The 25,937-nt window shown below is 63.9% G+C and carries 23 protein-coding genes; 14 read left to right on the top strand and 9 right to left on the bottom strand.

Translation table 11 applies throughout. The annotated features are described in order from the left end of the window. The first annotated feature begins 67 nt into the window (after positions 1-67). From HIM68_RS12480 to HIM68_RS12470, 3 genes are all read left to right on the top strand, one after another. A complete protein-coding gene (locus HIM68_RS12480) occupies positions 68-1,624 on the top strand; it encodes an aspartate ammonia-lyase (RefSeq protein WP_172172617.1) in 1,557 nt (518 codons plus the stop codon). Positions 1,625-1,739: 115 nt separating this feature from the next. Then, complete coding sequence (locus HIM68_RS12475; protein ID WP_172172615.1) at positions 1,740-2,156, top strand: VOC family protein; 417 nt, start codon at positions 1,740-1,742, stop codon at positions 2,154-2,156. A gap of 67 nt (positions 2,157-2,223) precedes the next feature. Then, entirely contained in the window at positions 2,224-2,802 is a 579-nt protein-coding gene (locus tag HIM68_RS12470) for a YdeI family protein (protein ID WP_172172613.1), read from the top strand. Between the two features lie 6 nt (positions 2,803-2,808). On the opposite strand, the gene HIM68_RS12465 is transcribed toward HIM68_RS12470, so the two are convergent. From HIM68_RS12465 to HIM68_RS12450, 4 genes are read right to left on the bottom strand one after another with little or no spacing between them, the layout of a single operon-like run. After that, the gene (locus tag HIM68_RS12465) at positions 2,809-3,573 is read right to left on the bottom strand and encodes an enoyl-CoA hydratase (protein ID WP_172172611.1); all 765 of its coding nucleotides are present in this window, start codon (positions 3,571-3,573) and stop codon (positions 2,809-2,811) included. Further along, the gene (locus HIM68_RS12460) at positions 3,570-4,799 is read right to left on the bottom strand and encodes a CaiB/BaiF CoA-transferase family protein (RefSeq protein ID WP_172172609.1); all 1,230 of its coding nucleotides are present in this window, start codon (positions 4,797-4,799) and stop codon (positions 3,570-3,572) included. The genes HIM68_RS12465 and HIM68_RS12460 overlap by 4 nt, the downstream gene beginning before the upstream one ends. Before the next feature lie 31 nt (positions 4,800-4,830). Then, positions 4,831-7,785, bottom strand: a complete 2,955-nt coding sequence (locus HIM68_RS12455; protein ID WP_172172607.1) for an FAD-binding and (Fe-S)-binding domain-containing protein — start codon at positions 7,783-7,785, stop codon at positions 4,831-4,833. Between the two features lie 7 nt (positions 7,786-7,792). Continuing rightward, on the bottom strand, positions 7,793-8,956 hold the full coding sequence (locus tag HIM68_RS12450; protein ID WP_172172605.1) for an alanine--glyoxylate aminotransferase family protein: 1,164 nt from the start codon (positions 8,954-8,956) through the stop codon (positions 7,793-7,795). Positions 8,957-9,363: 407 nt separating this feature from the next. Here HIM68_RS12450 and HIM68_RS12445 point away from each other — a divergent pair, with 407 nt between their 5' ends. Next, positions 9,364-10,842, top strand: coding sequence for an SLC13 family permease (locus HIM68_RS12445; protein ID WP_172172603.1), 1,479 nt, complete (start codon positions 9,364-9,366; stop codon positions 10,840-10,842). 272 nt (positions 10,843-11,114) lie between these two features. Next, positions 11,115-12,212, top strand: coding sequence for a type I restriction endonuclease (locus tag HIM68_RS12440; protein ID WP_172172601.1), 1,098 nt, complete (start codon positions 11,115-11,117; stop codon positions 12,210-12,212). A gap of 79 nt (positions 12,213-12,291) precedes the next feature. Here HIM68_RS12440 and HIM68_RS12435 read toward each other — a convergent pair whose 3' ends face one another. Beyond that, positions 12,292-15,390, bottom strand: a complete 3,099-nt coding sequence (locus HIM68_RS12435; RefSeq protein ID WP_172172599.1) for a DEAD/DEAH box helicase — start codon at positions 15,388-15,390, stop codon at positions 12,292-12,294. Positions 15,391-15,463: 73 nt separating this feature from the next. Between HIM68_RS12435 and HIM68_RS12430 the strand changes: the two genes are divergently transcribed. Genes HIM68_RS12430 through HIM68_RS12420 form a run of 3 tightly spaced genes read left to right on the top strand, consistent with a single transcriptional unit; the run spans position 15,464 to position 16,574 of the window. Next, positions 15,464-15,832, top strand: coding sequence for a DUF4440 domain-containing protein (locus tag HIM68_RS12430; protein WP_172172597.1), 369 nt, complete (start codon positions 15,464-15,466; stop codon positions 15,830-15,832). Next, complete coding sequence (locus tag HIM68_RS12425; protein ID WP_139469484.1) at positions 15,829-16,278, top strand: VOC family protein; 450 nt, start codon at positions 15,829-15,831, stop codon at positions 16,276-16,278. Before HIM68_RS12430 ends, HIM68_RS12425 begins: the two co-directional genes overlap by 4 nt. Further along, a complete protein-coding gene (locus tag HIM68_RS12420) occupies positions 16,275-16,574 on the top strand; it encodes a biopolymer transporter Tol (protein WP_139469483.1) in 300 nt (99 codons plus the stop codon). The genes HIM68_RS12425 and HIM68_RS12420 overlap by 4 nt, the downstream gene beginning before the upstream one ends. A gap of 67 nt (positions 16,575-16,641) precedes the next feature. Here HIM68_RS12420 and HIM68_RS12415 read toward each other — a convergent pair whose 3' ends face one another. Further along, positions 16,642-17,106, bottom strand: a complete 465-nt coding sequence (locus tag HIM68_RS12415) for an SRPBCC family protein (protein ID WP_139469482.1) — start codon at positions 17,104-17,106, stop codon at positions 16,642-16,644. A 237-nt stretch (positions 17,107-17,343) separates the two neighbouring features. Between HIM68_RS12415 and HIM68_RS12410 the strand changes: the two genes are divergently transcribed. Continuing rightward, on the top strand, positions 17,344-18,624 hold the full coding sequence (locus HIM68_RS12410) for an ArgE/DapE family deacylase (RefSeq protein ID WP_172172595.1): 1,281 nt from the start codon (positions 17,344-17,346) through the stop codon (positions 18,622-18,624). Between the two features lie 54 nt (positions 18,625-18,678). On the opposite strand, the gene HIM68_RS12405 is transcribed toward HIM68_RS12410, so the two are convergent. After that, positions 18,679-19,401: a haloacid dehalogenase type II gene (locus HIM68_RS12405; RefSeq protein WP_216657119.1), complete on the bottom strand. Its 723-nt coding sequence runs from the start codon at positions 19,399-19,401 to the stop codon at positions 18,679-18,681. 148 nt (positions 19,402-19,549) lie between these two features. Between HIM68_RS12405 and HIM68_RS12400 the strand changes: the two genes are divergently transcribed. The 4 genes from HIM68_RS12400 to HIM68_RS12385 all read left to right on the top strand — a co-directional run bounded on the left by HIM68_RS12400 (position 19,550) and on the right by HIM68_RS12385 (position 22,396). Continuing rightward, complete coding sequence (locus tag HIM68_RS12400) at positions 19,550-20,335, top strand: MerR family transcriptional regulator (protein WP_172172591.1); 786 nt, start codon at positions 19,550-19,552, stop codon at positions 20,333-20,335. Positions 20,336-20,525: 190 nt separating this feature from the next. Then, entirely contained in the window at positions 20,526-21,188 is a 663-nt protein-coding gene (locus HIM68_RS12395; RefSeq protein ID WP_172172589.1) for a small multidrug efflux protein, read from the top strand. A gap of 60 nt (positions 21,189-21,248) precedes the next feature. Continuing rightward, positions 21,249-21,671, top strand: a complete 423-nt coding sequence (locus tag HIM68_RS12390) for a hypothetical protein (RefSeq protein ID WP_172172587.1) — start codon at positions 21,249-21,251, stop codon at positions 21,669-21,671. Between the two features lie 74 nt (positions 21,672-21,745). Continuing rightward, entirely contained in the window at positions 21,746-22,396 is a 651-nt protein-coding gene (locus HIM68_RS12385) for a multidrug transporter (RefSeq protein ID WP_253903932.1), read from the top strand. A gap of 100 nt (positions 22,397-22,496) precedes the next feature. Here the strand turns inward: HIM68_RS12385 and HIM68_RS12380 are convergent, their stop codons facing one another. Beyond that, the gene (locus tag HIM68_RS12380) at positions 22,497-23,687 is read right to left on the bottom strand and encodes a pyridoxal phosphate-dependent aminotransferase (protein WP_172172583.1); all 1,191 of its coding nucleotides are present in this window, start codon (positions 23,685-23,687) and stop codon (positions 22,497-22,499) included. Positions 23,688-23,813: 126 nt separating this feature from the next. Then, entirely contained in the window at positions 23,814-25,268 is a 1,455-nt protein-coding gene (locus tag HIM68_RS12375; protein WP_172172581.1) for an FAD-binding oxidoreductase, read from the bottom strand. A 179-nt stretch (positions 25,269-25,447) separates the two neighbouring features. On the opposite strand from HIM68_RS12375, the gene HIM68_RS12370 reads away from it, so the two are divergent. Continuing rightward, a complete protein-coding gene (locus tag HIM68_RS12370) occupies positions 25,448-25,873 on the top strand; it encodes a cupin domain-containing protein (RefSeq protein ID WP_172172579.1) in 426 nt (141 codons plus the stop codon). Positions 25,874-25,937 lie beyond the last annotated feature (64 nt).

The following is a 25,937-nucleotide window of genomic DNA, read 5'->3' as shown; positions in this document are numbered from 1 at the left end:
ACTTCGTTCCGCCCTCGTTCTCTCGGCTCTTCGGCCGACAGGCGAAATGTGAGAGTCTGAAGACACTATGACTGAGTCGACTTCATCCTCAACACAGACCGCTTCGATTCCCCTGACCTCGCAGAACCCGCAGACCGTGCCCACCCGCACCGAGACCGACTCGATCGGCAGCATGGAGATCCCCGACACCGCCTACTGGGGAGTGCACACAGCTCGTGCGAACGAGAACTTCCCCATCGCCCGCCGGCCCATCTCCGTCTACCCCGACTTCGTCCGCGCCTTCGCCTGCGTCAAACAGGCCGCAGCCCGGGCGAACGCTGAGATCGGAGCACTCGACGACCAGCGCGCGAACCTCATCGACGCCGCCTGCGAAGAGATCAAGTCAGGCAAACTCCACGACCAGTTCGCCGTCGGCGTCGTCCAGGGCGGAGCCGGCACCTCGACGAACATGAACGCCAACGAAGTCATCACCAACCGTGCCCTCGAGATCGCCGGCCGGTCGAAGGGCGACTACGCGTTCATCCACCCCAACGACCACACGAACCACAGCCAGTCGACGAACGACACCTACCCGACCGCGATCAAGATCGCGCTGGCGTTCTCACTGCAGAACCTCCTCGGCGAGCTTCGACTCCTTGCCGATGCCTTCGCCGCGAAGGGCCGCGAGTTCGCCCATATCGTCAAGGTCGGGCGCACCCAGCTGCAGGATGCCGTGCCGATGACGCTCGGCCAGGAGTTCAACGCCTTCGCCACCACCCTGCGCGAGGACGTTCAGCGTCTCGAGGAAGCGGTCGCCCTCCTCGGCGAGGTGAACATGGGCGCCACCGCGATCGGCACCTCGATCAACGCCCCGGTCGGGTACAAGGAAGCGGTCATCAAGCACCTGCGCGAGATCACCGGGCTCGACCTGAAAACGGCCGGCGACCTCGTCGAATCCACCTCCGACACGGGCGTCTTCATCACCTTCTCCGGTGCGCTCAAGCGCAGCGCGCTGAAGATGTCGAAGATCGCCAACGATCTGCGTCTGCTGTCATCGGGACCGCAGGCAGGCATCGGTGAGATCAACCTGCCCGCCCGCCAGGCCGGATCGTCGATCATGCCCGGCAAAGTCAATCCGGTCATCCCCGAGGCAGTCTCCCAGGTCGCGTACTCCGTGGCCGGCGCCGATGTCACCGTGTCCATGGCCGTCGAAGGCGGACAGCTGCAGCTCAACGCCTTCGAGCCGATCATCGCCCACTCGCTGTTCCAGTCGATCACGTGGCTCGAACGCGCGGCTCAGACCTTCCGCATCAACTGCGTCAACGGCATCACCGCCAACGAGGCGCATATCGAGGACACCGTCGACCGCTCGGTCACCGTCATCACCGCGCTCGCCCCGGTCATCGGCTACGTCGCCGCGGCGAAGCTCGCGAAGGAAGCGCTGGCGAAGAACGAATCCATCGCCGATCTCGTCGTCGAGCACGGACTGCTCGAGCGGGATGAACTCGGCGAAATCCTTCGACCCGAACGACTGACCGGGATGCCCGCCGATGATTCCGTGGACAACACCGCCACCAGCGCCGAGGCGGTTCCCCGGGATGAGGTGACGACCGAGCTTCCGATCATCCCCGATCCGCAAGCGTGAGGCGTTCGCGCCGGACTGCACATGTCGTGTGCTCGCGCGCGTAATCTTGCAGGAGCACTGTGCACGTGGAACCACTGATTCTCCGACCGATGACAGCTCCGAGAGGTGACGCACGATGTCGATTGATGCCTATATCTTCTTCAGCGACGGACAATGCGCTGAAGCGTTCAACCATTACCAGGAGATCTTCGGCGGCGAGCTGACGATCATGCCGATGAAAGACGTTCCCGAAGACCAGCGAATGCCCGGTTCGACCGACGAGACCGTCATGCATGCCGCGCTGAAATTCGGGGATACCCTGCTGATGGGATCGGATGACACCACGGGTGATGGTGGTCCGAGGCAGGGGATCGCTCTGTCCTACACGGCCTCCGACCTCGAGGCCGCCGGCACGGTATTCGCCGGACTATCTGACGGAGGCGAGGTTCAGATGCCGCTGGGGCCGACGTTCTGGTCCGAAGGGTTCGGCATGTGCCTCGATAAGTACGGAGTGCCGTGGATCGTCGATACTGCCGCGTCGTCTGACGGTTGATGGCACAGCGCATCCTGTGACACCTGATGGCGCAGCGCACCCCGTGACGACTGACGACGGCCCGCCCATGACCGAGAACTCGCCTACATCCCCACTGGTTCTCGCCGACCTTGGCGCTTGGCGCGAGTGGCTGATCGCCAACGAAGATTCGTCAAAGGGTGTGTGGCTGCTCATGGCGAAGAAGAGCGTCACCTCGCCGACCTCTCTGAGCTACCAAGATGCCCTCGAGGAAGCACTGTGCGGAGGCTGGATCGACGGTCAGCGCCGCACCTTCGACGCGACGACGTTCGTCCAGCGCTTCACTCCGCGACGTCCGCGCTCGAACTGGTCGAAGCGCAATGTCGAGATCATCGGCAGTCTCGAGACCGACGGTCGTCTGCGGGATCGCGGCCGCGCCGAGGTGCGGTTGGCTCAGCACGACGGCCGCTGGGAGAATGCCTACCCCAGGCAGTCGGAGGCCACCGTCCCCGATGACCTGCGTGACGCCCTCGCCGAGGCGCCCGCCGCGCAGACCGCCTTCGACGCGCTCAACCGCGCGGAACGATTCACGGCCATGCTGCCGATCCTCACCGCCCGCACCGAAGCGACCAGAGCCAGGATCATCGCCAGACTCGTCGACCGCCTCGGCGAGGGGAATCGGGACTGAAGCGACTTACTCCCCGGTCCACTCCACTGGGGTCTTGGTGAGGAATCCTTCGACGGCGTTCGCGAAATCCTGGCTGCCGTAGACCTTTGAGATGACATCCGCATCGTCGACGGGTCCGCCGGCAGCCAGCCGGCGGAGGTTCTCCTTGATCGCCCACTGCGTCAGCGGTGCCCCGGACACGACCCGCTCGATGAGTGCCTCGGCTTCGGCGTCGAGATCTTCGGCGACCGCAGTGAGGAACCCCGAGGCCAGCGCCTCCTGCGCGTCGACCTTCCGTGCGGTGATGAGCATCGACGCCGTCCGCGGTTCCCCGAACGCCCGGACCAGCCGGCGCAGCGTGTTCGCGGACAGGGTGTTGCCCAAGGTGCGCGCGATGGGAACGGAGAACGCCGAGGCGGCCGATCCGATCCGCACATCCGCGCAGCACGCGATCCCCAGACCTCCGCCCACACAGTGGCCGTCGATGACGGCGATGACCGGTTTGCCGACCGTGGCCAGAGCCCCGAGCACTTCGTCGATGCGCTGCTCGTACGCGACTCCGTCCTCACCGGTGAACCCCCGGAACTGCGCGATGTCCGTGCCGGCCACAAAGGCCCGACCCCCGGCTCCACGGAGGACGAGGGCACGCAGCTGCGGGTCCGCGTCGACCTGGGCGGCCGCCTCGGCGAGCTTCTGGTACATCTCGAACGTCATCGCGTTGCGCGCCTCGGGACGGTTGAACGTGACGCGCAGGGTGCGTCCGACGACCTCGGTGAGAACATCGTCGCTCATGACCGGACCTCCTCGGTGATGGTGTCGGTTCCGGCAGGGGCGGAGTCCGAGTCGGACCCGGCCGTCCCGGTACTGCCCGCGAACTCCGCGAGCACCCGGTCGGTGTCCGCACCGAGCGACGGTCCGGCCGGACCGTGGGTCAGCTGCGAACGGGAGAAGCGCATCGGGTTGCCCAGCTGCGTCACCTCGCCGAGGCGGGGGTGTTGGGAGGCCCAGAAGAAGTTCCGCTGCTGCAGGTGCGCGTCGGTGAAGACCTGCTCGTAGTCGTTGATCGGGGCGGCCGGGACACCCACGCGATTCATCTCCTCGACCACCTCCGCGATGGTGCGCCCGCGCAGCCGATCCTCGATGACGGCGATGAGGGCCTCTCGGTTGGCGAACCGCAGAGCGGGTTCGGCGTACTTCGGGTGATGCTCGAGATCGGCGAGGTCGAAGGCCGAGCAGAACCGCGTCCACGTGGCCGGAGTGTTCGCGCCGATGGTGACGAAGCCGTCGCCGACCTCGATCGCCTGATACGGTGCCTGCGCCTGATGAGCCGAACCGTTCGGCCGACTCACCGTCCCGGCACCGAAGTACCCGCCGGCTTCCCACACAGCCAGGGACACGGCCGACTCGAAGAGGGAAACGTCGAGGTACTGGCCCTGCCCGGACTCGCGCCGCTCATAGAGGGCGGAGACGATGCCGAGCGCGACGTAGAGCGCGGTCGAGAGATCGGAGATCGGCACTCCGACCTTCGCCGGCGGCTGATCGGGGAATCCGGTGATGCTCATCAGCCCCGACCGGGCCTGCGCCATGATGTCGAGGCCGGCCAGGGGAGCCAGCGGCCCGTCCTGACCCCACCCCGAGGCGGAGGCATAGATGAGACCGGGATGATCCTCGCGCAGATCGTCGTATCCGAAGCCCATCTTCGTCAGCGCTCCGGGTCGCATGTTCTCCACGAGGACGTCCGCCTCGGCGAGCAGGGAGTGCAGGCCTGCCCGGCCTGCGTCAGATTTGAGGTCGAGGACGATCGACTCCTTGTTGCGGTTGAGCCGGATGAACGGGCTCGATTCGCCGTCGACGAAGGGCCCCGCAGCGCGCATCGGATCGCCGCCCGGCGGTTCGATCTTGATGACGCGGGCGCCCATGTCGGCCAGCTGCATCGTCGCGTACGGCCCTGCGATGAACACGCCGAGCTCGAGCACGGTCACCCCCGACAGCGGTCCTGGTGCTGAGTCGTCACTCATTGCGTCCTCTCTGATCGGTTGGTCTGCGTCATCACGCCTCGACGGCTTCGGGCAGGCGGGAGGCGCGGGCCGAATGCCCGGGCTTCGACGCCTCGCCGGTGAGCAGCTGCGGAAGCGTCATGCCGTTCACATTCGCGAGGTCCGCCGCCTGAGTGCGGCAGGAGAACCCGTCGGCCAGGTAGATCGAATTCTCCGGCGCATCCCGCAGGGCCGGCAGCAGAGCGTTCTCGGCCACCGCCACCGAAGTCTCGTAGTGGCCGGCCTCCATGCCGAAGTTCCCGGCCAGACCACAGCAGCCGGCAAGTTCGCGCACCGTCGCGCCGGTCCGCTCGAGGAGCGCCCGGTCCGCGGCGAAGCCCATGACCGAATGCTGGTGGCAGTGCGGTTGGACGACGACGGTGCGTCCCGTGAGATCGGGGACGTCGACCTGCGCGTCGACGAGGACCTCGGCCAACGTCGAGGTGGCCGCCGCGATCCGGCGAGCCCGTTCGTCATCGGGGAACAGATCGCCGAGGTCGCTGCGCAGCACCGCGGTGCAGCTCGGTTCGATGCCGACGATCGGAATGCCCTTCCGGGCGTAGGGATCGAGGATCGCCATCGTCGATTCGAGCTTCCGCTTCGCCGCGTCGAGCTGACCCGTGGAGATGAGCGTGAGCCCGCAGCAGGCCTGCTGCTGCGGCAGGAGGATCTCGAAACCGGTCGATTCCAGCAGGTCGACGGCCGTCCTGGCCCCGACATCGGAGAGGTATTCGGTGAACGAATCCGCCCACAGCAGGACCTGTTTCTTGCTCGCCGAGGTAGTGCTCACGTATTCGTCGGCGACGAGAGCGTCGCGATCCGCCGCTGAGGCACCGCGCGCCTCGGCGGGGGAGATGCGGGACTTCGCCCAGCGGGAGAACCGGCGATCATTGAACCGGACCATCTGCCGGCGGGGGTCCATGCCGCCGCCGGTCAGGACGAGCTTAGCCAGGGGACGGAACCCCAGCGCCGCGTTCGCCAAAGCACTGACCCCGGGCACCGCCGTGAGCAGACGGCCCCAGGTGGGCAGCCAGCCGAGCGAATAGTGCGCGAGGGGACGGAGCCTTCCGCGATAGGTGCGGTGGAGCACCTCTGACTTGTACTGGGCCATGTCGACTCCGGCCGGACAGTCGGACGAACAGGCCTTGCAGCTCAGGCACAAGTCGAGGGACTCGGCCACCTCGGCGCTGTCGAATGCGTTGATCAGGCCTCCGTTGGTCACCTCTTGGAGGACCCGGGCGCGACCGCGGGTGGAGTCCTTCTCATCTTTCGTCGCCAGATACGACGGGCACATGAAGCCGCCGGACCCGGAGGTGTCGGCACGGCATTTGCCGACGCCCACACAGCGGTGGACGGCGCTCGTAAAGCTGCCTTTGTCGTGGGCGAAGGAGAAACCGCCGGCCGTGCCGATCGAGATCGACTGCGGCCTGCGCAGGTCGGAGATGATCGGCAGCGGGTCGACGATGATGCCCGGATTGAGCAGGCTGTTCGGGTCGAAGAGCCGTTTGACCTCGCCGAGGGCGGCGATCGCCTCGTCCGAGTGCTGAAGGCCGAGGAGTTCGGACCTGGCTCGCCCATCGCCGTGCTCGCCGGAGGCGGATCCGCCGTATTTCGTGACGAGTCGCCCGGCCTCCATGACGAAGTCGTGGAAGACGTCGATGCCGTCGGGGCGGTCGAAGGGGAAGTCCGTGCGCATGTGCACGCAGCCGTCACCGAAATGACCGTAGGGCAGGCCGCGGACTCCGTAGGAGGCCATCAGCTCGTCCTGGTCCCGCAGGTAGTCGCCGAGCACCTCGGGCGGAACCGCGGCGTCCTCCCATCCGGTCCAGGCGGGGTCGCCGTCTTCGGTGCGTCCGGCCAGACCGCCGGCGTCGGCGCGGATGCCCCACAGGGTGCTCGCTTCTTTTCCGGCGGGCAGGATGCGGAAGTGGTCGGTGCCGGCCTCGGCGGCGATGATCTGGGCGTTCGCGACAGCTTCGTCCGCGGTGGCGCCAGCGACCTCGATGAGCAGCCAGCCCTTGCCCGCCGGCAGTTCGGGCACGGCGTCCTTGCCCTTGTGGTTGCGGACCATGTCCATGAGCCGCGAGTCGATGCCTTCGACGGCGAGCGGGCCGTGGGGCAGCACCCGGGGGACGGCATCGGCGGCTTCGAACATGTCCGGGTAGCCGAGGACGAGCACCGTGGGTGAGTTCGGAAGATCGCCGAGGCTGACGACCGCCTCGGTGATCGTCGACAGTGTGCCTTCGCTGCCGACGAGGAACTTCGCGAGGTTCGGGCCGTTCTCCGGGAGCAGATGCTCCATCGCATACGCCGAGGCCTGGCGGCTGAACCGGCCGAACTCGGTGCGGATGACTCCGAGGTGACGGCCGGCCACCTCGGCGAGTCCGGGAATGGGGTCGAGCCCAGCGCCGGCGAGGAACGAACGGCCGGTGCCGTCGAGGGCCGTCATCTCGACGATGTTGTCGACGGTGCGCCCTGCCGAGATCGCGTGCGGTCCGCAGGAGTTGTTGCCGATCATGCCCGCGATCGTCGCCCGGTTCTTCGTCGAGGGATCGGGTCCGAAGGTCAGCCCGTGCGGTTTCCCGGCCTTCTGCAGCTCGCTCATGAGCACACCCGGTTCGACTCGGGCGGTCTTCGCCGTCGGGTCGATGTCGAGGATGTGGTTGAGGTGGCGGGAGAAGTCGATGACGATCCCGGTTCCGATCGAGTTGCCGGCCTGTGAGGTGCCGCCGCCGCGGGAGGTGATGGGCACCCGATGCGACCTGGCCACATCGAGGACCGAGACGACGTCGGCCGTGGACTTCGGGAAGGCGACGACCTGTGGGACCACTCGGTAATTCGACGCGTCGACGGCATATTCGGCCAGCCGGCGGGGCGAGGTGTCTACGGTGCCTGCGATGCTGCGGGTGAGATCGGTGACGACGTCGGTGACGTCCGTGTTCGTGTCAGCAGTCGTGTCAGCGCTCATGGTGAGCTCAGCTCTCGCGGAGGATGTCGAGGGCGGCTCCGAGGCCTGCCGGGTCGATCTTCACTCCCGCCAGCTGCAGTCCCATCTGGACGCCCGCGAGGGTTCCGGCGAGGGTGAGATCGTTGAGATCGCCGAGGTGGCCGATTCGGAAGACCGTCCCCTGGAGTTTGGACAGGCCCGCCCCCAGAGACATGTCGAAGCGGTCGAGGATGATCTTTCTCAACTCGTCTGCGTCGTGCCCTTCGGGCATGACGACGGCGGTGAGGACGGGGGAGTATTCGCTCTCGTTCGTGCACAGCACTTCCAAGCCCCAGGCTTCGACTGCGGCTCGGGTCGCTTCGCCGAAGCGGATGTGTCGGGCGAAGACGTTGTCGAGACCTTCCTCGTTGAGCAGCCGCAGGGATTCCTTGAGGCCGTAGAGGATGTTCGTGTTCGGGGTGTAGGGAGTCATCCCGTTTCTGCCGGCGGCGAGCATCTCCGTCCAGTTCCAGACGGACTTCGGCAGGGTCGAGGTTTCGTGGGCCTCTAAGGCCTTGTCGCTCACGGCGTTGAAGGACAGTCCCGGTGGGAGCATGAGGCCCTTCTGCGAACCGGAGACGGTGACATCGACGCGCCACTCGTCGTGACGGTAGTCGACGGAACCGAGTGAGGAGATCGTGTCGACCATGAACAGGGCCGGGTGGTCTGCGGCGTCGATGGCAGCGCGGATCTCGGGGATGCGGCTCGTGACGCCGGTCGAGGTCTCGTTGTGGACGACGCATACGGCTTTGAAGCGATGATCGGTGTCGGCGGCGAGGGCCTCACCGATCTTCTGCGGATCGGCGCCGGTGCGCCAGTCGCCGGCGATGACTGTGGGTTTGAGTCCCCATTTCTCGGCCATCGACTTCCACAGTGAAGAGAAATGCCCGGTTTCGAAACAGAGGATCTCATCGCCGGGGTTGAGGGTGTTGACCAGTGCGGCTTCCCAGGCTCCGGTTCCCGTGGCCGGGTAGATGACGACCTGGTTCGAGGTGCCGAAGATGTCGGCCATGCCTGTGAGCACATGCCTGAAGAGTTCTTTGAATGCCGGTCCGCGATGGTCGATGGTGGGCATGGAGATGGCGTGGAGAACGCTGTCCGGAACATTGCTGGGTCCCGGGATCTGAAGGAAATGCCGTCCGCTGATTGTCATTGAAGAATCCTCTCTGATTCCACGATGCGGTACATCACTTTCATTTGACGCTACCACAATGGTTTCGAGAGAAAAATGCCTTTTCCAGGATTCGGAACGGAGATTTGCGGCATTGTGCTCGTCGGCCGAGTTGATCCTTTTCTGGCCGGTTCAGATTGCGGTATTCCATTCCTTCTGGGCTTCTGACGTGGGGTTCTGTACTGTTTCGTGCCGAATGAAGTTCTGTGAAAACCGCGGGTTGGTATACATGCTACTGTTATTCGGGAAAGTGAAGTCGAGGTCTTGACGGTTCGGAATTCCTCGGGGCAGACTTTCATAAAGTAGCAGCAAGATTTCCACATCGTGGAATGTCGGTTGCGGCAATGGGGTCGTTTCCGACTGATTAACACATCGCATAGGAGCGAATTGTGTCTTTGGAAATTGCTTCGATACTCGTCCTGGTGGCTCTGTTCGTCATCGCCACCTTTGTTTCGGTCCATATGGGTGCGCTCGCGCTCATGGCGACCTTCCTGTTCGGAACCTTTGTCCTGGGAGAGGACGTCGACACTCTGCTGTCTGGCTTCCCCGCGGATCTGTTCCTCATCCTCGTCGGCGTGACCTATCTCTTCGCGTTGGCGAAGGACAACGGGACGGTCGACTGGATCGTCCATATACTCGTCAAGGCCGTCGGTGGCCGGATAGCGCTGATTCCATGGGTGTTCTTCGTCGTCACGGCACTTCTCTCCGGCTTCGGCTCGGTGGTGCCGGCAGCCATCGCGATCATCGCGCCGATGGGGATGGGTTTCTCTCGTCGGTACGGCATTCGGCCGTTGCTCATGGGGTTGATGGTCATCAACGGTGCGACTGCGGGTGGATTCTCGCCGTTGAGCATCTTCGGCACGATCACCAACCAGGTCGTCGAGCGCAATGACCTACCGGGCAGCCCTCTGCTGCTCTTCCTTGCCTCCTTCGTCTTCAACGTCGTCCTCGGCTTCGTCTGCTTCTTCCTCTTCGGCGGGCGGGAGCTGCTGGGCAAGCGCGACCTCGGACATGGGCTCGAGGACAAGGACGGGGAACTGGTCAACGTCGGAACCTCCGGCGAGGGCGACGGCACCGATTCCGGCAGCGGCACCGGTGGCAGCGGCAGCTCGGGTACGTCCGGCTCAAGCGGTGCCGGGGTGGGCGGTTCTGGCAGCGGATCGGGCGGCTCGCCCGCGCCGTATCACGACCCCGAGCGGAGGGCGGCTCGACGATCGGTCCAGACGACGATGGTCAAAGACACCGACGAGGATGTCGAAGTCACCACTCTCGATCTCAACCGCATCGTCACACTTGTCGGACTCATCGTTCTCGCGGTCATGGTCGTGCCCCCGCTCAATCAGGACGTCGGGTTCACCGCGATCAGCATCGCCGTGATCATCTCGTTCTTCTCGCCCCGCATCAGCAAGGGCGCGGTGAGCAAGATCGCGTGGCCGACAGTGCTGTTGATCTGCGGCATCGTCACCTACGTCGAACTCATGGAACGTCTGGGCACCATCGACTGGCTCGGCGGGCAGGTTGCCGGCATGGGGGCTCCGCTCTTCGCGGCGCTCATCATTTGCTTCATCGGCGCTGTGGTCTCCGCGTTCGCGTCGACGACGGGCATCCTCGGCGCCCTCATTCCCCTCGCGGTGCCGTTCCTGCTCACGGGCAGCGTCGGCGAGATCGGACTGATCATCGCTCTGGCGATCTCATCCTCGGTGGTCGACTCCTCACCGTTCTCCACCTCTGGTGCTCTGGTTGTGGCGAACTCGCCTGAAGAACAGCGGGACAGGGTGTTCAAGCAGCTCATGGTGTGGGGCTTCTCGATGGTCGTCATCGCCCCGATCGTCACCTGGTTGATCTTCGTCGTTCCCGGGTGGGGGTGAGCCGCTCAGGTTCGTCGCTGGTCGCCTGCAGTTGCCCCGCCGTTCGTCAGCGGGGCAACTGTCATCTTTCGGGTTCTTCGACTGATCGGAAGAGTCGCGGTCGTCGCAATCGCGTCAGTGATTGGGGCGGGTGCGTGAGCCGATGGTGGCTGCGCAGGTAACTGATTGACAACTTTGCCGATACCAAAGGCGACTCAGCCGCCGGTTTCATTCCACAAAGGCTACAGTCTGAAATTGCGAAACTATCACTGAAGTGCATTTGTGGAGGAACAATGGAGTTCGAAGAACGACTGTCTGCCCTGGCTGCCAAGGTTGGAAACCAGCGAGAGGCGATTCAGACCGAAGAGGCAACGAAGAATGCGTTCATCATGCCTTTCATCTCAACGATTCTGGGCTACGACATCTTCAACCCGCTTGAGGTAGTGCCCGAGTTCTCCGCAGATGTCGGAGTGAAGAAGAACGAGAAGGTCGACTACGCCATCATGCGCGATGGTGAAGTGCAGATCCTCATCGAGTGCAAGAAATCGACGGAGCCGCTGAAGATCGAACACGCTTCCCAGCTGTTCCGGTACTTCTCCGTGACAAATGCGCGGATTGCTGTGCTCACAAACGGCGAGGTCTATAACTTCTATACCGATCTCGATGCGCCGAACAAGATGGACGACAGGCCCTTCCTGGTGCTCGACCTCAATGAGATCGACGAGACGATCGTTCCGGAGCTCAAGAAGTTGACGAAAGAAGTGTTCGACCTCGACTCGGTGGTGAGCGCGGCAGAAGAATTGAAGTACGTCGGAGCCATCAAGCGAGAGATCGCCGGGCAGTTCAAAGAGCCGGATGAGGCATTCGTACGTCTCTTCACCAGCCGTGTCTACGAAGGGCGTTTCACTCAAGACACCAAGGCGCAGTTCACCCAGTTGGTGTCCAAGGCGGCGAAACAGTTTCTCAATGAAAGGGTGAATGATCGACTGAAGACTGCGTTGGGAGCCTCTGAGACCGCAATGCCTGTGCAAGCATCGAACGGAGAAGCTGTCACCAGCGCGGAGGTAGCCGAATCGGACCTGGATCGAGACACCGAACTTGAGACAACTCTGGAGGAACTTGAGGGCTATCAGATCGTCAAGGCGATCAGCTGCAGTGAGGTGAAGCCCGAGCGGGTTGCACAGCGTGATGCCAAGTCCTATTTTGCTGTGCTCCTGGACGACAACAATCGGAAGCCGATTGCCCGGCTCCACTTCAACGGTAAGAAGCAGAAATACATTGGCATCTTCGACGCAGACAAGAACGAGTCCCGGCATCCGATCGACGGGCTCGACGAAATCTATCTGCACGCAGATGCGATCAGAGAAACGGTGAAGGGCTACATAGCCTAGGTGCGAGACCGAGGAAACATTTACTTTAGGGCCTCTAAAGTAAATATTCTCGTGGGATCTGTGAGGTTAGCCGGAGACCTTACCCCTCGAACAGCCCCTTGATGTCCGCAGCCGTGACGGTCTTGCTGAAGGCCTGACCGTCCGGGCCGCGGCCCTCATAGTTGCCGGAGTCGGACATGAGCTCGTCGAAGAGTTCGGCCTTGCGCTTCTGCAGGGCGAGCACCTTCTCCTCGATCGTGCCCTCGGCGACATAGCGGTAGACCATGACGCTCTTCGTCTGCCCGATCCGATGAGCCCGGTCGATCGCCTGATTCTCCGAGGCGGGATTCCACCATGGGTCCATGAGGAAGACGTAGTCCGCCTCGGTGAGGTTGAGCCCGAACCCGCCGGCCTTGAGGCTGATGAGGAACACCGGCGCCTCACCCGACCGAAACGCATCGACGACCGCCCCGCGATTGCGCGTCGACCCGTCGAGGACGACATAGGGAATCCCGCGAGCGTCGAGCTCCGCGGCAACATTGGCCAGGAACGACGTGAACTGGCTGAACACGATCGACCGGTGGCCCTCGGCGATGACATCGTCGAGCCGTTCCAGGAGCGCGGCCAGCTTCGACGACGGCACCTCAGCATGTTCGGCATCGACGATCGACGGATCGAGCGCAAGCATCCGCAGCAGCGTGAGCGACCGGAAGACGATGAACCGCTGCTTGTCGTACTCGCTGTCGATGAAGCCGAGGATCTTCTTCCGCTCCTTCTGCAGAATCCGATCGTAGAGTCTGCGGTGCGCAGCATTGAGCTCGACCGAGATGACCTGTTCCTGCTTCTCCGGCAGGTCTGCGGCCACCAAGTCCTTCGTCCGACGCATCATGAACGGTCGGATCCGCCGCTGCAGACGCTGCGTCCGTCCCGGATTCTCACCCGACTCGATCGGACGCACGTACTCTTCCTCGAACCGGTGAGGACTCGGGAACAGTCCGGGCGCCGTGATCGAAAACAGCGACCACACGTCCTTGAGCGAGTTCTCCAGAGGAGTGCCCGTCAGCGCCAAGCGGAACGGTGCCCGTACCTCCTTTGCCGCCAGGTGGGTCTGCGCAATGGAGTTCTTCACGAACTGCGCCTCGTCGAGGATGAGGCCCGCCCACTCCATCCGCGAGATCGGGGTCTCCTCCAACCGGAGCATCGCATACGACATGACGATGACATCGGCACTGCGAGCCACCTCGGCGAGGTCGACCCCACGCGCCCGCGTCGACTCGGCCACGACACGAACATCAAGGTCAGGCGTGAAGGAGGCCGCCTCCTTCACCCAATTCGGGACCACCGAGGTCGGGGCCACGACGAGGAAGGGCGGGAGCGTCGCATCGTCGCCGTCGAGGGATCGGTCGGCCGCCTCGGCGAGGAATTCCTGGCCACCGGCAAGGAATTCAGCCTTCGCGTGCTTGATGAGCGCGAGCGTCTGCAGGGTTTTGCCCAGGCCCATGTCGTCGGCGAGGATCCCGCCGAGGCGGCACCGGTAAAGCAGTGCCAACCACCGGAATCCCTGCACCTGATACGGGCGCAGCTTCGCACCGTTCAGGTCGGGGACCTCGGTCGCAGGCAGGTGTTCGAGGTCGGCCAACGCGCGCACGGAATCACGCCAGGTCACGGCCGGTTCAGACTCGTCGGCGAGGTCCTCGAAATCCGACCACAGACCCACATGCATGCGGGAGATCTTCGGCGCTCCGGGCTCCCATTCGGGGATGAGGTCCGCCTCGGCGAGGAGGGCCTTGAGCTTGTCGAAGATCGGCTTGTTCAGCGACAGGAACGAATCGTCGGAGAGCTTGATCTTCTTCGTCCCGGCGGCCAACGCCTTGTACAGCTTGACGAAGGGGACCGGGCGGCCGTCGATGCTGATCTGGAAGCCGAGGTCGAACCAGTCGTTCTTCTCCGACTCGACCGAGGTGATCTTCACGTTCGGCTCCCCGCCGAGCTCCCGGTACGGCTGCTTCTTCCCGCGAGTGATGACCTTGACGTGCTCGATCTCCTCGAGCCCGGGCAGGACGTTGACGACGAAATCCGCGGTGTCGGCGTCGTCGAGTTCGACATCCTTGATGCCCGGCAGGGCGGAGCCGGTTTCGTGGGTGTCGGCGAGGAGTTTGTCGACCTCGGTGACGACGGCATCTTCGAAGTCGAGTTCGCGTTGCCCCGCATATTCCCTCGCCGAGGCGGCGCTGAGCCTCAATCGATCGATGACGGGGAAGGTGCGACGGGGTCCCTGATATTCCCAGTACCAGCTTAAGGAGAGTTTGTCGCCGGCGCCGAAGGCGGCGAAGACGACAAGGCGGGGGCGACCGTACTGGGGGAAGGCGACGGTGGCGTCGCTGCTGATGACCTCGGCGCTGGAGCGAAGCTGCGGGTAGTACTCCTCGAAGAATTCTTCGGTTTCGGCCTCGGGAATGGTGATCGGCCCCGGGGACTGGAGCACGGGCAGTGCGGATTCCTTCGTCGGGGTCTCCGCGGGGGCCAGGGTGACGGTGAAACCGCTGGTGACGTCGACGCCGAAGAAGCCGTGCGTCCAGATCGGCTTGATCAGACCGGGAGCATATTCGCGTTCGTCGATGGTCGCCCGCGTCTGCACCTGCAGGCGGTTCTGGCTGCGGCGGATGTCGATGGCGGCGCGGGCGGTGTGCCCGATGCGGACTGTCATATCCGGATTGATGCCGACGAATTCGATGCCAAGCTTCTTCCCCTGCGTGAAGTGATCCCACAGCAGGGGAGTGCGGAAATCGCCGAGGTGGTACGGCGCCCCGTCGGGCGTGAAATCCGTCTTCCCGCGGGTGCGCAGCCCCGCGAGCTGGGTGAACCATTCCTGGTGGACCGGGTCGATGTCGAACTGCCGGGCCATGCGGTCGATGGTGCGCCAGGTCAGGGACTTCTTCACCCAGTTGCCGGACTCGCTGAGCATGAGCGGGCGGATCGCGAGGCTCGGATTCGCGCCCGGGGTGACGTCGTCCTTGTTGAGGAGGACGGAGTGCTGAGCTTCGAACCATGTGCGGGGGATGACCTGGACGAGCTCGAATCCCAAGGCCACGGGCGTGTGTGAGTGCGGAGCCGCCTCGGCGAGTGGGGCGAAGGCATCACGCCAGTCGGCGGGGATGGCGGCACCGGTCGTGGCGGCGGACGGTCGGGTCTCAGGCACGATGCCATCTTCTCATTGGAGGGTGACATGGGGTGACGGAGCTGTGTCAGGGGCGCGGAGTAGCATCTGCGGCATGGATGAGGACAAAGAGGTTCACAGGCAGCTCTTCGACACCTATACCCGTGCGCTCATCGATCGGGACGCCGCAGCAATCGCCGATCATTACGCGGTTCCGGCGCTCATCGAGTTCCCGAGGCAGCGGATCCTCGTCACCGAGGCGGCGCAGACGGAGAGCTTCTTCGCGAGCGCTTTCGGACAGTACTCGGGCGTCACCGAGGTGAACGCCGAGGTCACGGTGGCAGCATCGACCGACCACAGCATCTGGGCCGACGTCACGTGGAAATATCAGGGAGGTGCCCCCGACGAGCGGAACATGTATCAGCTGGTGCGTATCGAAGACGGCTGGAAAATCGCGGTGCTCACGCCGTTGGAGCTCGGATGACGGGTGAGGCGGAAGACGCTGGATTTCCTGAGCTGCTCCACACCGTCATCGATACGACCGAGCCGAGGATGCTCGCGGAGTTCTATCGACGGCTGCTCGGCTACGTCTATCGCCCGGGAGACGAACCGACCGACGGTCGCAGTTCAGGGACGAGTGCCGAGCCCGAGGTCCCCGACTGGCTGGTGCTCACTGATGCGAGTGGGAACCGGAAGCTCGCTTTTCAGCGGGTTGATCGCCTCGAACCGACGACGTGGCCGGCAACGGACATCCCCATGCAGATGCACCTCGACCTCACGGTGCCGAACCGGACCATGCTGGAACGACAGCTGCAGCGTGCCGAAGACCTGGGTGCCGAACTGCGCGTCGATCGTACCGACGATGAGGACGAACCGCTGTATGTCTTCACAGATCCCTCCGGCCATCCGTTCTGCATATTCGTCGCATGAGCGAGAACAGCGACAATGATGACGAGCGTTGGCTGATCGTCAAAGGACGCCGGTGGCGGCGAACCGACCCAGCACTGGAACCGAGCGTGATCGAGGAACTCAAGAGCCGCCTCGGCGCCGCGAGGAACGCCGTCAAGCAGGCGAAGAAGCGGGGCGATGGAAAAGATCTCGCGGAGGCGAGACGGAGGGTGGATGTCGCGAAGAACGGCCTCGGCGAACGCGGTGAATATTGGTGGGAGATGTCGCTCGAAGACCGTCGTCGGCGCGCGGAGACGGCCCTGAACGAACTGCGCTGAGTTCGAACAGGGCCGTCAGGGTGCTGTCAGGCGTGAGGAACCCGCGCCTGCGCGCTGCTGCGCGGCGTTAGACTCCGGACACCGCTGCTGCCAGGTTGCCGAGGGACGACTCGAGGTCCTCTTCGCTGACGGCCGGGAAGTCGACCTGCTTGAGCACCTCCTTGTCGGTGACCGCGCTCCAGTCATAGGTCACGGAGACCTCGGTCGAGTCATGGCTGTGGGACGTGAGTTCCCAGACCCACTCCCAACCCGGTGGCTCCTCACCGGCTGGTGCCGTCTTCCAGGCGAGAAGCTTGTTCTCCTCATAGCCGATGACGTGGTTGTCGGTCTTGTAGTCGCCGCCCATCTTGTCCCAGTGCATATTCATCGAGAACTTCTGACCGACCTCGGTGATGCGATCGGTCTTGTCATCCGACTGGACCATTCCCGAGCCGTCGATCTCGGCATGACGCTCTGGATTGGAGAGGACGTGGAAGATGTCCTCTACGGGGGCATCGATCGTGCGGGAAGCGCTGATGCTCGTCTCATTCATGCTTGTCACCTTTCGTCAGATGGTGGCGGGAGTACGGGTCGGTCGACCCGTCCCTGACGGCCACGCTATACGCTCGATCCAAGTGACGGGAGGGGGTGCGCAATCAATCACAGCAAATGCGGTCACTCTTCCGGATACTCGTTGAGGAATGCAGAATAGCCGACAGAGGTACGTGCCATCCGCGTCTCCGGGGCTCGGACCGTCAACCATCAACACGAGAACTGGGAAGAGCACAGCATGAATCGAGAAGTCGCCCAGGCCATCACCGACGCCGTCGACAACGCGTTCGATCGTCAGCTTGAGTTCACCGGTGATCTGATCCGCTGTCCTTCTGTCCGCGGCAGTGAGGCGGCGATCCAGGACCGCATGGAGCAGGAATTCGCCGACAGGGGACTGGAGACCGACCGCTGGCGCATCGACGAAGAGGACATCGAGGATCACGTGGGCTTCGGACCGATGACCGTGCCCTACGACGAAGACTTCAACATCGTAGGCAGCTATCGGCCGGCAGTCTCGCAAGGCCGATCCCTGATCCTGCAAGGTCATGTGGATGTCGTTCCGACCGGACCCTTGGAGAATTGGACTACTCCGCCCTTCGAGCCTCGAGTCGAGGACGGCTGGCTGTACGGACGTGGCGCCGGAGACATGAAAGCCGGACTCGCTGCCAACCTCTTCGCCTTCGACGCGATCACCGCTGCCGGATTCTCTCCTGCAGCCCCGATCCATCTCCAATCCGTGGTGGAGGAAGAGAGCACCGGCAACGGAGCGCTTTCGGCACTTCTGCGCGGCTACACCGGCGACGCCGTGCTCATCCCGGAACCAGAAGAGAACGCTCTGGTGCGAACCAACGTCGGAGTCATCTGGTTCACCGTTCGTGTCGAGGGGAAACCGAGTCATGTCCGGGAGATGAGCAAGGGCTTCAACGCCTTCGACGCGGCAAATGACGTGATCGCCGACCTGCGCACACTCGAGGCGGATTGGAATGGCCAGAAGGACCGGTACCCGGGCTTCGAGGATGTCGATCATCCCATCAACTTCAACGTCGGAGAGATCTCGGGTGGAGACTGGCCCTCCAGCGTCCCGTCATGGTGTGAGATCTCCGTCCGCGCCGCCATCTATCCGGGGATCGACCCGGAACAGGCGTGGGAAGAGATCCAGGAGCACGTCCGGCACGCGAGCATCGCCCGGCGCGGTCAGGACAGTCGCCTGCCACGCCTGGAGCGAACCGGCTTCTTCGCCGCAGGATATCGACTCGACGAAGGCGGAGAAGCTGAGGCCGTCCTCGGCTCGGCCCACCGGGATGTGTTCGGCCAGCCCCTGCGGTCGTTCTCCACGCCGGGCTACCTCGACGGCCGGGTGTACACGAACTATGGATCGATGCCGACTCTGACCTATGGTCCCCGATCCCTCGACATCCATGCCTTCGACGAGCGCGTCCACATCGAGTCCGTCCGCAACATCACGAAGACCATCGCTCTCTTCATCGCCGAGTGGTGTGGGTTGGAGCCGTTGAAATAGTCACTTTGGCGTTCTGCAGGGACTGCTGGCCCAGCACCCGTTCGAAACGATGCGTCAGCCGATCTGATCGGCCAGGTCCTCGAAGTCCTCGGCAATGATGTCCCATTCGCCCGTGGGTTCGAGATCGATGGTCTGATCGGGTCCATGCTCGGTGGGTCGCCGAACGAAAGCCGTGCGGAGCCCGAGGGACTGCGCCGCGGCGAGATCGCTGTTGTGCGCGGCGACCATGGCGACTTGATGCGGTTCGAGACCGAGGATGTCGGCGGTCCGCAGATACGCGTCGGGGTCCGGCTTATAGGCTCCCGCCACCTCGGCGCCGAGGATCGCATCCCAGGCAAGACCAGCACGTTTGGCGACGTCGAGAGCCAACCGGATGTTCGCATTCGACAGTGGAGCGATGATGAACTGCTCCTTCAAACGGGTCAAACCTGCGACCGCATCCGGCCACGGATCGAGCCGATGCCACGCAAGATTGGTCTCGTCGAGGACCGGCGCGGGAATCGAGTCCGGATCGACGCCGAGACCTCTGAGCACGTGCTCGAGATTCTCCCGGTGGAGCACATCCAAACGAACGAACTCTCGGTCACCGTTGCGCACCCGCTCCATCGACGGCTGATATTCGGCCCGCCAAGCGTCGGCGAACTCAAGCGGAACGAGATCGGGAACATGGTCGCGCAAGTGCACGGCCACTTCGGCGGCTACACTGCTGCGCCAGTCGACGACGGTGCCGAACATGTCGAAGACGAGGGCCTTGACCGAATCGAATCCTGCTCTCATGGTTACACGGTAGTCCGCGCACATCAGACCGTCCACGTCGGTTGTCCCGCTCACCATGTCAGTCCGTCCGCTTAGACTGAGCGGTGTTGGGAGTCGACGAGGACCTCATCGACACTGAACTACACGGCATCGGCGGAAGGACCTGACCGTGGGATGGAGCACGAGCGAATTGGCGCGGCTGACCGGCACCACGGTCAACACGATTCGGCATTATCACAAGCTCGGGCTGCTCACCGAGCCCGAACGGATGAGCAACGGATACAAACAGTACGGGGCTTCCCACCTGCTGCGACTCCATCAGATCCGGCGGATGCGCGAACTCGGCATCCCGTTGTCGGATATCGGTTCGGTCGACGACGATCACGAACAGCAGCAACTCGCCCTCAAACAGCTTGAGGTCGATCTCGGTGAGCAGATCGCGGCCCTGGAAAAAGCACGCACCGAGGTGTCCCAACTCCTCGAACACGGAGCGCCGATCGATACTGCTTCAGGCTTCATCGACATCGCCGCCCGGATGTCGAATTCCGATCGCGCACTGATGAACATCTATTCGACCCTGTATGAGGAATCGGCGCTCGCGGAGATGCGGTCCATCATGTCCGAGACCACACCGTACGACCAGGAAGTCGATGAGCTCGCCGAGGATGCCGACGACTCCACCCGCGAACGCTTGGCAGAGCAGATCGCTCCGAGCATGAAGCGACAGCTCGAAGCGAAACCCTGGCTCCTCGCGCCGACCGAGCGGATGACCGGGGACGTGAAGATGGGGCAGGCTGCGATCATCGGCTCGCTCAGAGAGCTCTACAACGACGCACAGATCGACGTCATCCAGCGTGCCTTCATCTCTGTCTTCCCGACTCTCGAGATTCCGGACGAAGATCGCGAGCGGTTCATCGCTTTCATCAAGCACGTGGCCGCAGAGGAGGAGGGCTGAGAAAGAGGACTGAAGAAGGCCGAAGAGGAGGAGAGCTGAAGACAGTGACTGGGGAAGATAGCTGAGGATCCGCTGAGTTCGACGATGAGGGCTTGACCCTGTTCTGAGAACACAGTCTGTACTGAACGTATCAACTATCAGATCCGGTTCATCCGAGCCGGGATCTGCCGATCACGTTCAGGAGGACACCATGAACCCCATCATCGAATTCTTCCAAGGTCTCGCCGCTCAGGTTCCGGGTCTGCTTCAGCCGTTCATTATCGCCGCGGCCGGGGCGATCCCCTTCATCGAGGGTGAGATCTCCTCGATCATCGGCGTGTGGGCCGGGATGAACCCCGTGCTCGCCGGAGTCGCCGGAGCCATCGGCAACTTCATCTGCGTCACCGTCATCGTGCTCCTCGGCGCACGGGCGCGCCGCGCCGTCGTGAATCGTCAGAGCGAAAAGCGTGAGCTCGCGGCCGTGGGAGTCGGCGCAGGTGTCGGCTCCGGATCGGTTGATGGCGCTGTGCCCGAGGCAAGTGCCACGCGGAATGGATCCGCCGACGTTCTCTCCCCGGATTCAGCGGCCGACGGCAATGCCGGTGACACGGCGACGGAGGGCGACCTCGGTGAGGGTGGGAAGCCCGAGTCCAAGGGACGGGTCAAGTTCAAGAAGTTCCTCACCCGCTTCGGTGTTCCCGGCGCGAGCCTGCTCGGGCCGCTGGCGATTCCCACCCAGATCACATCGACGATCCTCGTCAGTGCGGGTGTGAAGACCTCGTGGATCCTGCTGTGGCAGGGCATCGCGATCATCGCCTGGACGACCCTGACCACGCTCATCGCCACCGGATCGCTTGCCCTGTTGGCCGGCTGAAGTCGCTGGATCGCGGCTCACAGGGCTCAGACTCAACATCGCAAGAAGAAAGGACGAATCATGCGCTCGCTGTACCGCCACCGGCTGGTCCTCACACTCACAGGACCGATCCTCATCGCTTTGGGACTGCCGCTGATCGTCCCGTTCGCCGCGACCCTACTCGGCGAGACGATGCACCTGCAGATGCGATTGAGTCTGCCCGAATCGCTGCTCGGGACCTTGGGCATCCTCGTTGCCTGGTTTGTCATCTCGCGGACGATCGATGTCGTCCTCAGCGGAAGCGACATCGGCGGCAAGATGACCGGGCGTCTGGTGTCGGCTGGTGCATCGGTACTCGTGCTCGGCGGAGGGTACCTGCTGATCACCGGTTCGATTCCGTTGGCCGCGATCACCGCGGTCGTGATCAGCGGTCTGTTCTTCGCACTGAACACGATGCTCGATGTTCGGGCGATGAAACCGACAGGATTCCGACGATCCAGCTGACCCAGCCCCGGTGCTGATCTCCACGGTGGCGGTGATCCTGAGCAGGGAACCATCTGAAACGTACAATGGACTGGATGTCTGATACCGGGAGAACCCACACCTCATCGCTGGCCGTGCTCGGTGCGCTGCTGTTCATCACCGCCCGCAGCCTGGATTCCACCGGCGCGCCGGGGATCCCCGCGAGCGCCGACCCGGCCAAGCTCAGCCCCACCGACCGCGAGACCCTCGCCGAGGTGGAGTCCGCACTGACCGTCCAACTCGAGAACTCAGGGACGTCGGTGACGTCCACTCTCGCCGAGGTGGCTGCGGCGGTTGCGTACGTCCGCGGCCGGGCGGAGGTCCCAAGTCTGACCGCGAGCCGGTACGACCGGCTGCGCAAGACGGTGCTCGACGGCCTCGGAGCGACCTCGGCACAGGGGGCGACCATCTGGCCGCCGACCAGTCAGACCGCGGTGCAGAGGTTCGGGTCCTGGAACGAAGCGCTCAAAGCTGCGGGCCTGGCGACGAACAAGATCGGTCGAGCCAAGGGGCAGTTGCGCTTCGACGCGGATGCCTACGACAAGGCGATTGCCGAATTCCTCGCCGACTGCGAATCACGCGGGACCGCCGCGACTTACAAGGCTTACACCGAATACGCCGCCGAGCATAAGGGCGAGGTGCCCTCGGCCGCGGCCGTCCGGAAGTTCTACGGAAGCTGGAATTCAGCGCTCGCCGCAGTGGGGTGAGGTGTGGATCAGCGACCGTGCATCTTCCCTCCGACCGCTCACGCTATGCGATGCGCGGTCGACGGTGACTTGAGGGCTCGGTGGCTCAACACTCCCGGCATCACCGGTTAGCGGCGAACGCCTCCAACCGGTCGCACGCAGTGTTGATGGTCTCGTCGGAGACCGCGAATGTCAGGCGCAGGTAGCCCTCACCGGCCGGGCCGAAGGCCGACCCGGGAATCGTGGCGAGATTGTGCTGCTCGAGCAGCTGGGTCGCCAGCTCCCAGGAGTCCAGCCCCCACTCGGACACGTTCACCCAGGCATAGAACGTCGCCGCCGGGCGCAGCAGACTCAAGCCCTCGATGGCGTTGATGCGCTCGACCATGAGCTCACGCCGCCTGGCATACGAGGCGACCATCTCCTCGACCGCGGTCTGCGGTCCCTCGATTGCGGCGACCGCTGCCTCCTGGACGAATCTGGGCAGACTCGAGGTCAGGCCCTCCTGCAGCAGTGCCATCGGCGCGATGAAATCTTGCGAACCGATGACGAAACCGCACCGCCAGCCGGTCATGGCATAGGTCTTCGAGAAGCTGCCGATGGCCAGGAACCGATCGAACTCAGCCCCCACCTCGGCGCTGGATGGCTTCACCTCGGCGATGGAGGTGAAGACGGCATCGTCGAAGACCATCTCGTCATAGACCTCATCGGAGATGACGGTGAACCCATGCTCATCGGCCAGCGCAGCGATCTGCTCGAGGTCCGTCCGATCCATGACCGAGCCCAAGGGGTTCGACGGACTGTTGATGATCACGGCTGCGGTCTTGTTTGTGATCACCGAGCGGACATCCTCGGCGCGGAGCTTGAAATCATTGTCCTCGGTGACAGGAACGGACACCGCAACCCCGCCGAGGCGGTGCACCTGGCCCATGTAATTGGGAAAGCTCGGGTCGGGGATGATGACCTCGTCGCCTGGTGAGACCGTGACGTCGAGGGCGAAGGTGAGCGCCTCCATCGCGCCGAAGGAGACCATGACGTTCTCGGGCGCGATGCTGCGATTCCACCGAGCCGAGTACTTGCTGGCGATCGCCTGCCGCAGTTCGGGGATGCCTGCATTGGCGACGTAGCGGGTGTTGTCGTTCTCGATCGCGCGGATGCCGGCGGCCTTGATGTGCTCCGGAGTGGTGAAGTCCGGTTCGCCGACGGTGAGCTTCACAGCATCGGGGAAGTCGAGGGCGAGGTTGAACATCTTGCGGATGCTCGACGCCGGGTAAGAAGCGGCCATGGGGGAGATGCGGCTGTGCGAACTCGTCATGGCCTCAGTCTGCCTCTTCCACGAACCGGACGACAGGGGTGGGCCACAGCGTAAGACTGGGCATCGGGTTCGGGACGAGTGCGTCAGCTGGGCGGTCTTACTCGTGCCTGTCAGTCCCCGCCCCGCCTACTCGTGCAACCCGGCCAAGCGGGATCCGAATCGGGCGAGCAGGCTTGTCTTCTTCGCCCCGGTCGCTGACTCCCACGCATCGGCGAGGCCGAAGATCTTGTACATCGACCGGATGCCCAACCACCGAATCGGTTCGGGCTCCCACTGCCCGGAGAAGTGGTCGTTCCACGGCAGCGCTGTAAGCGGACTCGATGCCCCGGCAGCCCGATCGAGCAGGGTCTTCGCCGCCAGATGAGTAGCCGTCACCCCGTGTCCGGCATAGCCGCGGGCCACTCCGATGCGCTGTGTCGGGTCGAAGAAGATGCCGGCGCACCAGTCTCTGGTCACCCCGAGCGCACCGCGCCAGGCATGCGCAACCTCGAACTCGAGGTCGGGAAAGAGTGAGGACAGACGCCCGGCCAAGAGGTCGACCACCTCGGCGGGGACCTCACCGTCCCCGGGCAGACCCGACCGGAAAGCATAGGGCGCCCCACGGCCGCCGAGCGCGATCCGGCCATCGGCCGTGCGCTGGGCATAGATGAACGTGTGCGCCGTGTCGCCGAGGCATTCGCGCCCCTCCCAGCCGATCGACGCCCACGCGTCGTCCGACAGCGGCTCGGTTGCGATCATCGACGAGAACACCGGGATGACCTGCCGTCCCTGCAGGCCCGGCAGGTCGCCGCCGACCGTGTCCGAATACCCCTCGAGACACACGAAGATCGTGTCCGCGCGCACCGGCCCGCGGTCGGTGGCGACCGAATTCTTTCGGATATGCCACGCCGAGGTGGCCTCACAGATGGTTACGCCCTGTTCCCTGAGCACGTGGCCAAGTCCCCGGGTGAGCAGCGCAGGATCGATGGCGGCGGTACCGGGGAAGTAGAGACTGCCGAGCGCCCCGTCGACATTGATGCGGGCGCGAGTCGCCTCGGCGTCGAGGAACTGCATATCCTCTGGCCCGTATCCGAACTGCTCATTGCCGGCCTCAAGATCGCGCAGCCGGGACAGGCCGGCCTCCGTTTGAGCGATGTCGATATGGCCGCCGCGGATTTGGTGGGCATCGATGCTTTCAGCTTTGCAGACGTCGAGGACCTCGTCGATGGAGTCGAAGAGTGCGGACTGAAAGGCGCTGACGCTGGCCACGCCGTCGAGACCTGCCGAGCCGACCGGTCCGGTGGGATCGTTCTTCCGGGCACGGTCGACCGCCTCGGCGAACTTGGTGCGATTGCCCGGCAGCAGGGTAGAGAGCCATCCGCCGTTGCGGCCGGAGGCGCCGTAGCCGATGTGGCGGGCCTCGATGATGGTGATCGCCCAATCGGGGTGGGCCTGCCTGGCGTAATAAGCCGACCACAGGCCGGTCAGTCCGCCGCCGACGATGACGAGATCTTGTTTCTCGCGCGGCAGCGGTGCGGGGTCGATGTCGTCGGCGGGGGAGGCCGCCAACCAGTGCGAGGCTTCACCATTGAAGTAGGACACGGATCATCTCCTGAACTCGAGGCGGACCATGCGGTCGCCTACGAAAACAGTTCTATCTCACGCTCAAGGTGAAGTAAATAGTTGCGCCGATTTGTATTGATTGCTGAAACGATCTCGACAGCCTACTGATTTCTTCGTCAGGGCGGCACTTGGGTAGCTGTACTGATTACACTGTTCGCATGAGCGCAATGGAGCCGATCAATACCCGCGAATTTCCACTCAGCCACGAACCGATCGAGGACTGGCAGATCATTCCGGCCGCCTCGGCGGGAGGACCCGACGCGGTTGGGCCGGTGGGGCTGGAAGGGGCGACATCCTCGGCGGGGGAGGCGTCTGTGACGACGGGATTCGCCGAACTCGGCACCATCGGCGGCGCCGATTTCGGGCTGTGGGAGATGAACGCCGGAGCGATGCGCGATATCGAAGGCGACGAGGTCTTCCTCGTCATCTCCGGGACCGGGCGCATCGAATTCGACGAACCCCGCCGTGAGCCCGTCGAACTGGTGCCGGGATCGCTGGTCCGCCTCGTTGATGGGATGAAGACGCGCTGGTACATCGACGGAACGCCGCTGCGGAAGCTGTACATCGCGCCCAGCGAAGGGTGAGTTCCACGCTCGGGTGGGCAAGGATCGGCGGGTAACGGATTACGACGCCGAGGGAGTCGGGAAA

Source organism: Brevibacterium sp. CT2-23B (assembly GCF_013168765.1).
GTDB lineage: Bacteria > Actinomycetota > Actinomycetes > Actinomycetales > Brevibacteriaceae > Brevibacterium > Brevibacterium sediminis.
Note: the sequence above shows the minus strand (reverse complement) of the source record. Positions and strands in the feature narration are given on the sequence as shown.

Bases quoted from the DNA above. Each gene is read 5' to 3' on its own strand.
- HIM68_RS12480 (WP_172172617.1), top strand. From the start codon at position 68: ATGACTGAGTCGACTTCATCCTCAACACAGACCGCTTCGATTCCCCTG.
- HIM68_RS12475 (WP_172172615.1), top strand. From the start codon at position 1,740: ATGTCGATTGATGCCTATATCTTCTTCAGCGACGGACAATGCGCTGAA.
- HIM68_RS12470 (WP_172172613.1), top strand. From the start codon at position 2,224: ATGACCGAGAACTCGCCTACATCCCCACTGGTTCTCGCCGACCTTGGC.
- HIM68_RS12465 (WP_172172611.1), bottom strand. From the start codon at position 3,573: ATGAGCGACGATGTTCTCACCGAGGTCGTCGGACGCACCCTGCGCGTC.
- HIM68_RS12460 (WP_172172609.1), bottom strand. From the start codon at position 4,799: ATGAGTGACGACTCAGCACCAGGACCGCTGTCGGGGGTGACCGTGCTC.
- HIM68_RS12455 (WP_172172607.1), bottom strand. From the start codon at position 7,785: ATGAGCGCTGACACGACTGCTGACACGAACACGGACGTCACCGACGTC.
- HIM68_RS12450 (WP_172172605.1), bottom strand. From the start codon at position 8,956: ATGACAATCAGCGGACGGCATTTCCTTCAGATCCCGGGACCCAGCAAT.
- HIM68_RS12440 (WP_172172601.1), top strand. From the start codon at position 11,115: ATGGAGTTCGAAGAACGACTGTCTGCCCTGGCTGCCAAGGTTGGAAAC.
- HIM68_RS12430 (WP_172172597.1), top strand. From the start codon at position 15,464: ATGGATGAGGACAAAGAGGTTCACAGGCAGCTCTTCGACACCTATACC.
- HIM68_RS12425 (WP_139469484.1), top strand. From the start codon at position 15,829: ATGACGGGTGAGGCGGAAGACGCTGGATTTCCTGAGCTGCTCCACACC.
- HIM68_RS12420 (WP_139469483.1), top strand. From the start codon at position 16,275: ATGAGCGAGAACAGCGACAATGATGACGAGCGTTGGCTGATCGTCAAA.
- HIM68_RS12415 (WP_139469482.1), bottom strand. From the start codon at position 17,106: ATGAATGAGACGAGCATCAGCGCTTCCCGCACGATCGATGCCCCCGTA.
- HIM68_RS12410 (WP_172172595.1), top strand. From the start codon at position 17,344: ATGAATCGAGAAGTCGCCCAGGCCATCACCGACGCCGTCGACAACGCG.
- HIM68_RS12405 (WP_216657119.1), bottom strand. From the start codon at position 19,401: ATGAGAGCAGGATTCGATTCGGTCAAGGCCCTCGTCTTCGACATGTTC.
- HIM68_RS12395 (WP_172172589.1), top strand. From the start codon at position 20,526: ATGAACCCCATCATCGAATTCTTCCAAGGTCTCGCCGCTCAGGTTCCG.
- HIM68_RS12390 (WP_172172587.1), top strand. From the start codon at position 21,249: ATGCGCTCGCTGTACCGCCACCGGCTGGTCCTCACACTCACAGGACCG.
- HIM68_RS12385 (WP_253903932.1), top strand. From the start codon at position 21,746: ATGTCTGATACCGGGAGAACCCACACCTCATCGCTGGCCGTGCTCGGT.
- HIM68_RS12380 (WP_172172583.1), bottom strand. From the start codon at position 23,687: ATGACGAGTTCGCACAGCCGCATCTCCCCCATGGCCGCTTCTTACCCG.
- HIM68_RS12370 (WP_172172579.1), top strand. From the start codon at position 25,448: ATGAGCGCAATGGAGCCGATCAATACCCGCGAATTTCCACTCAGCCAC.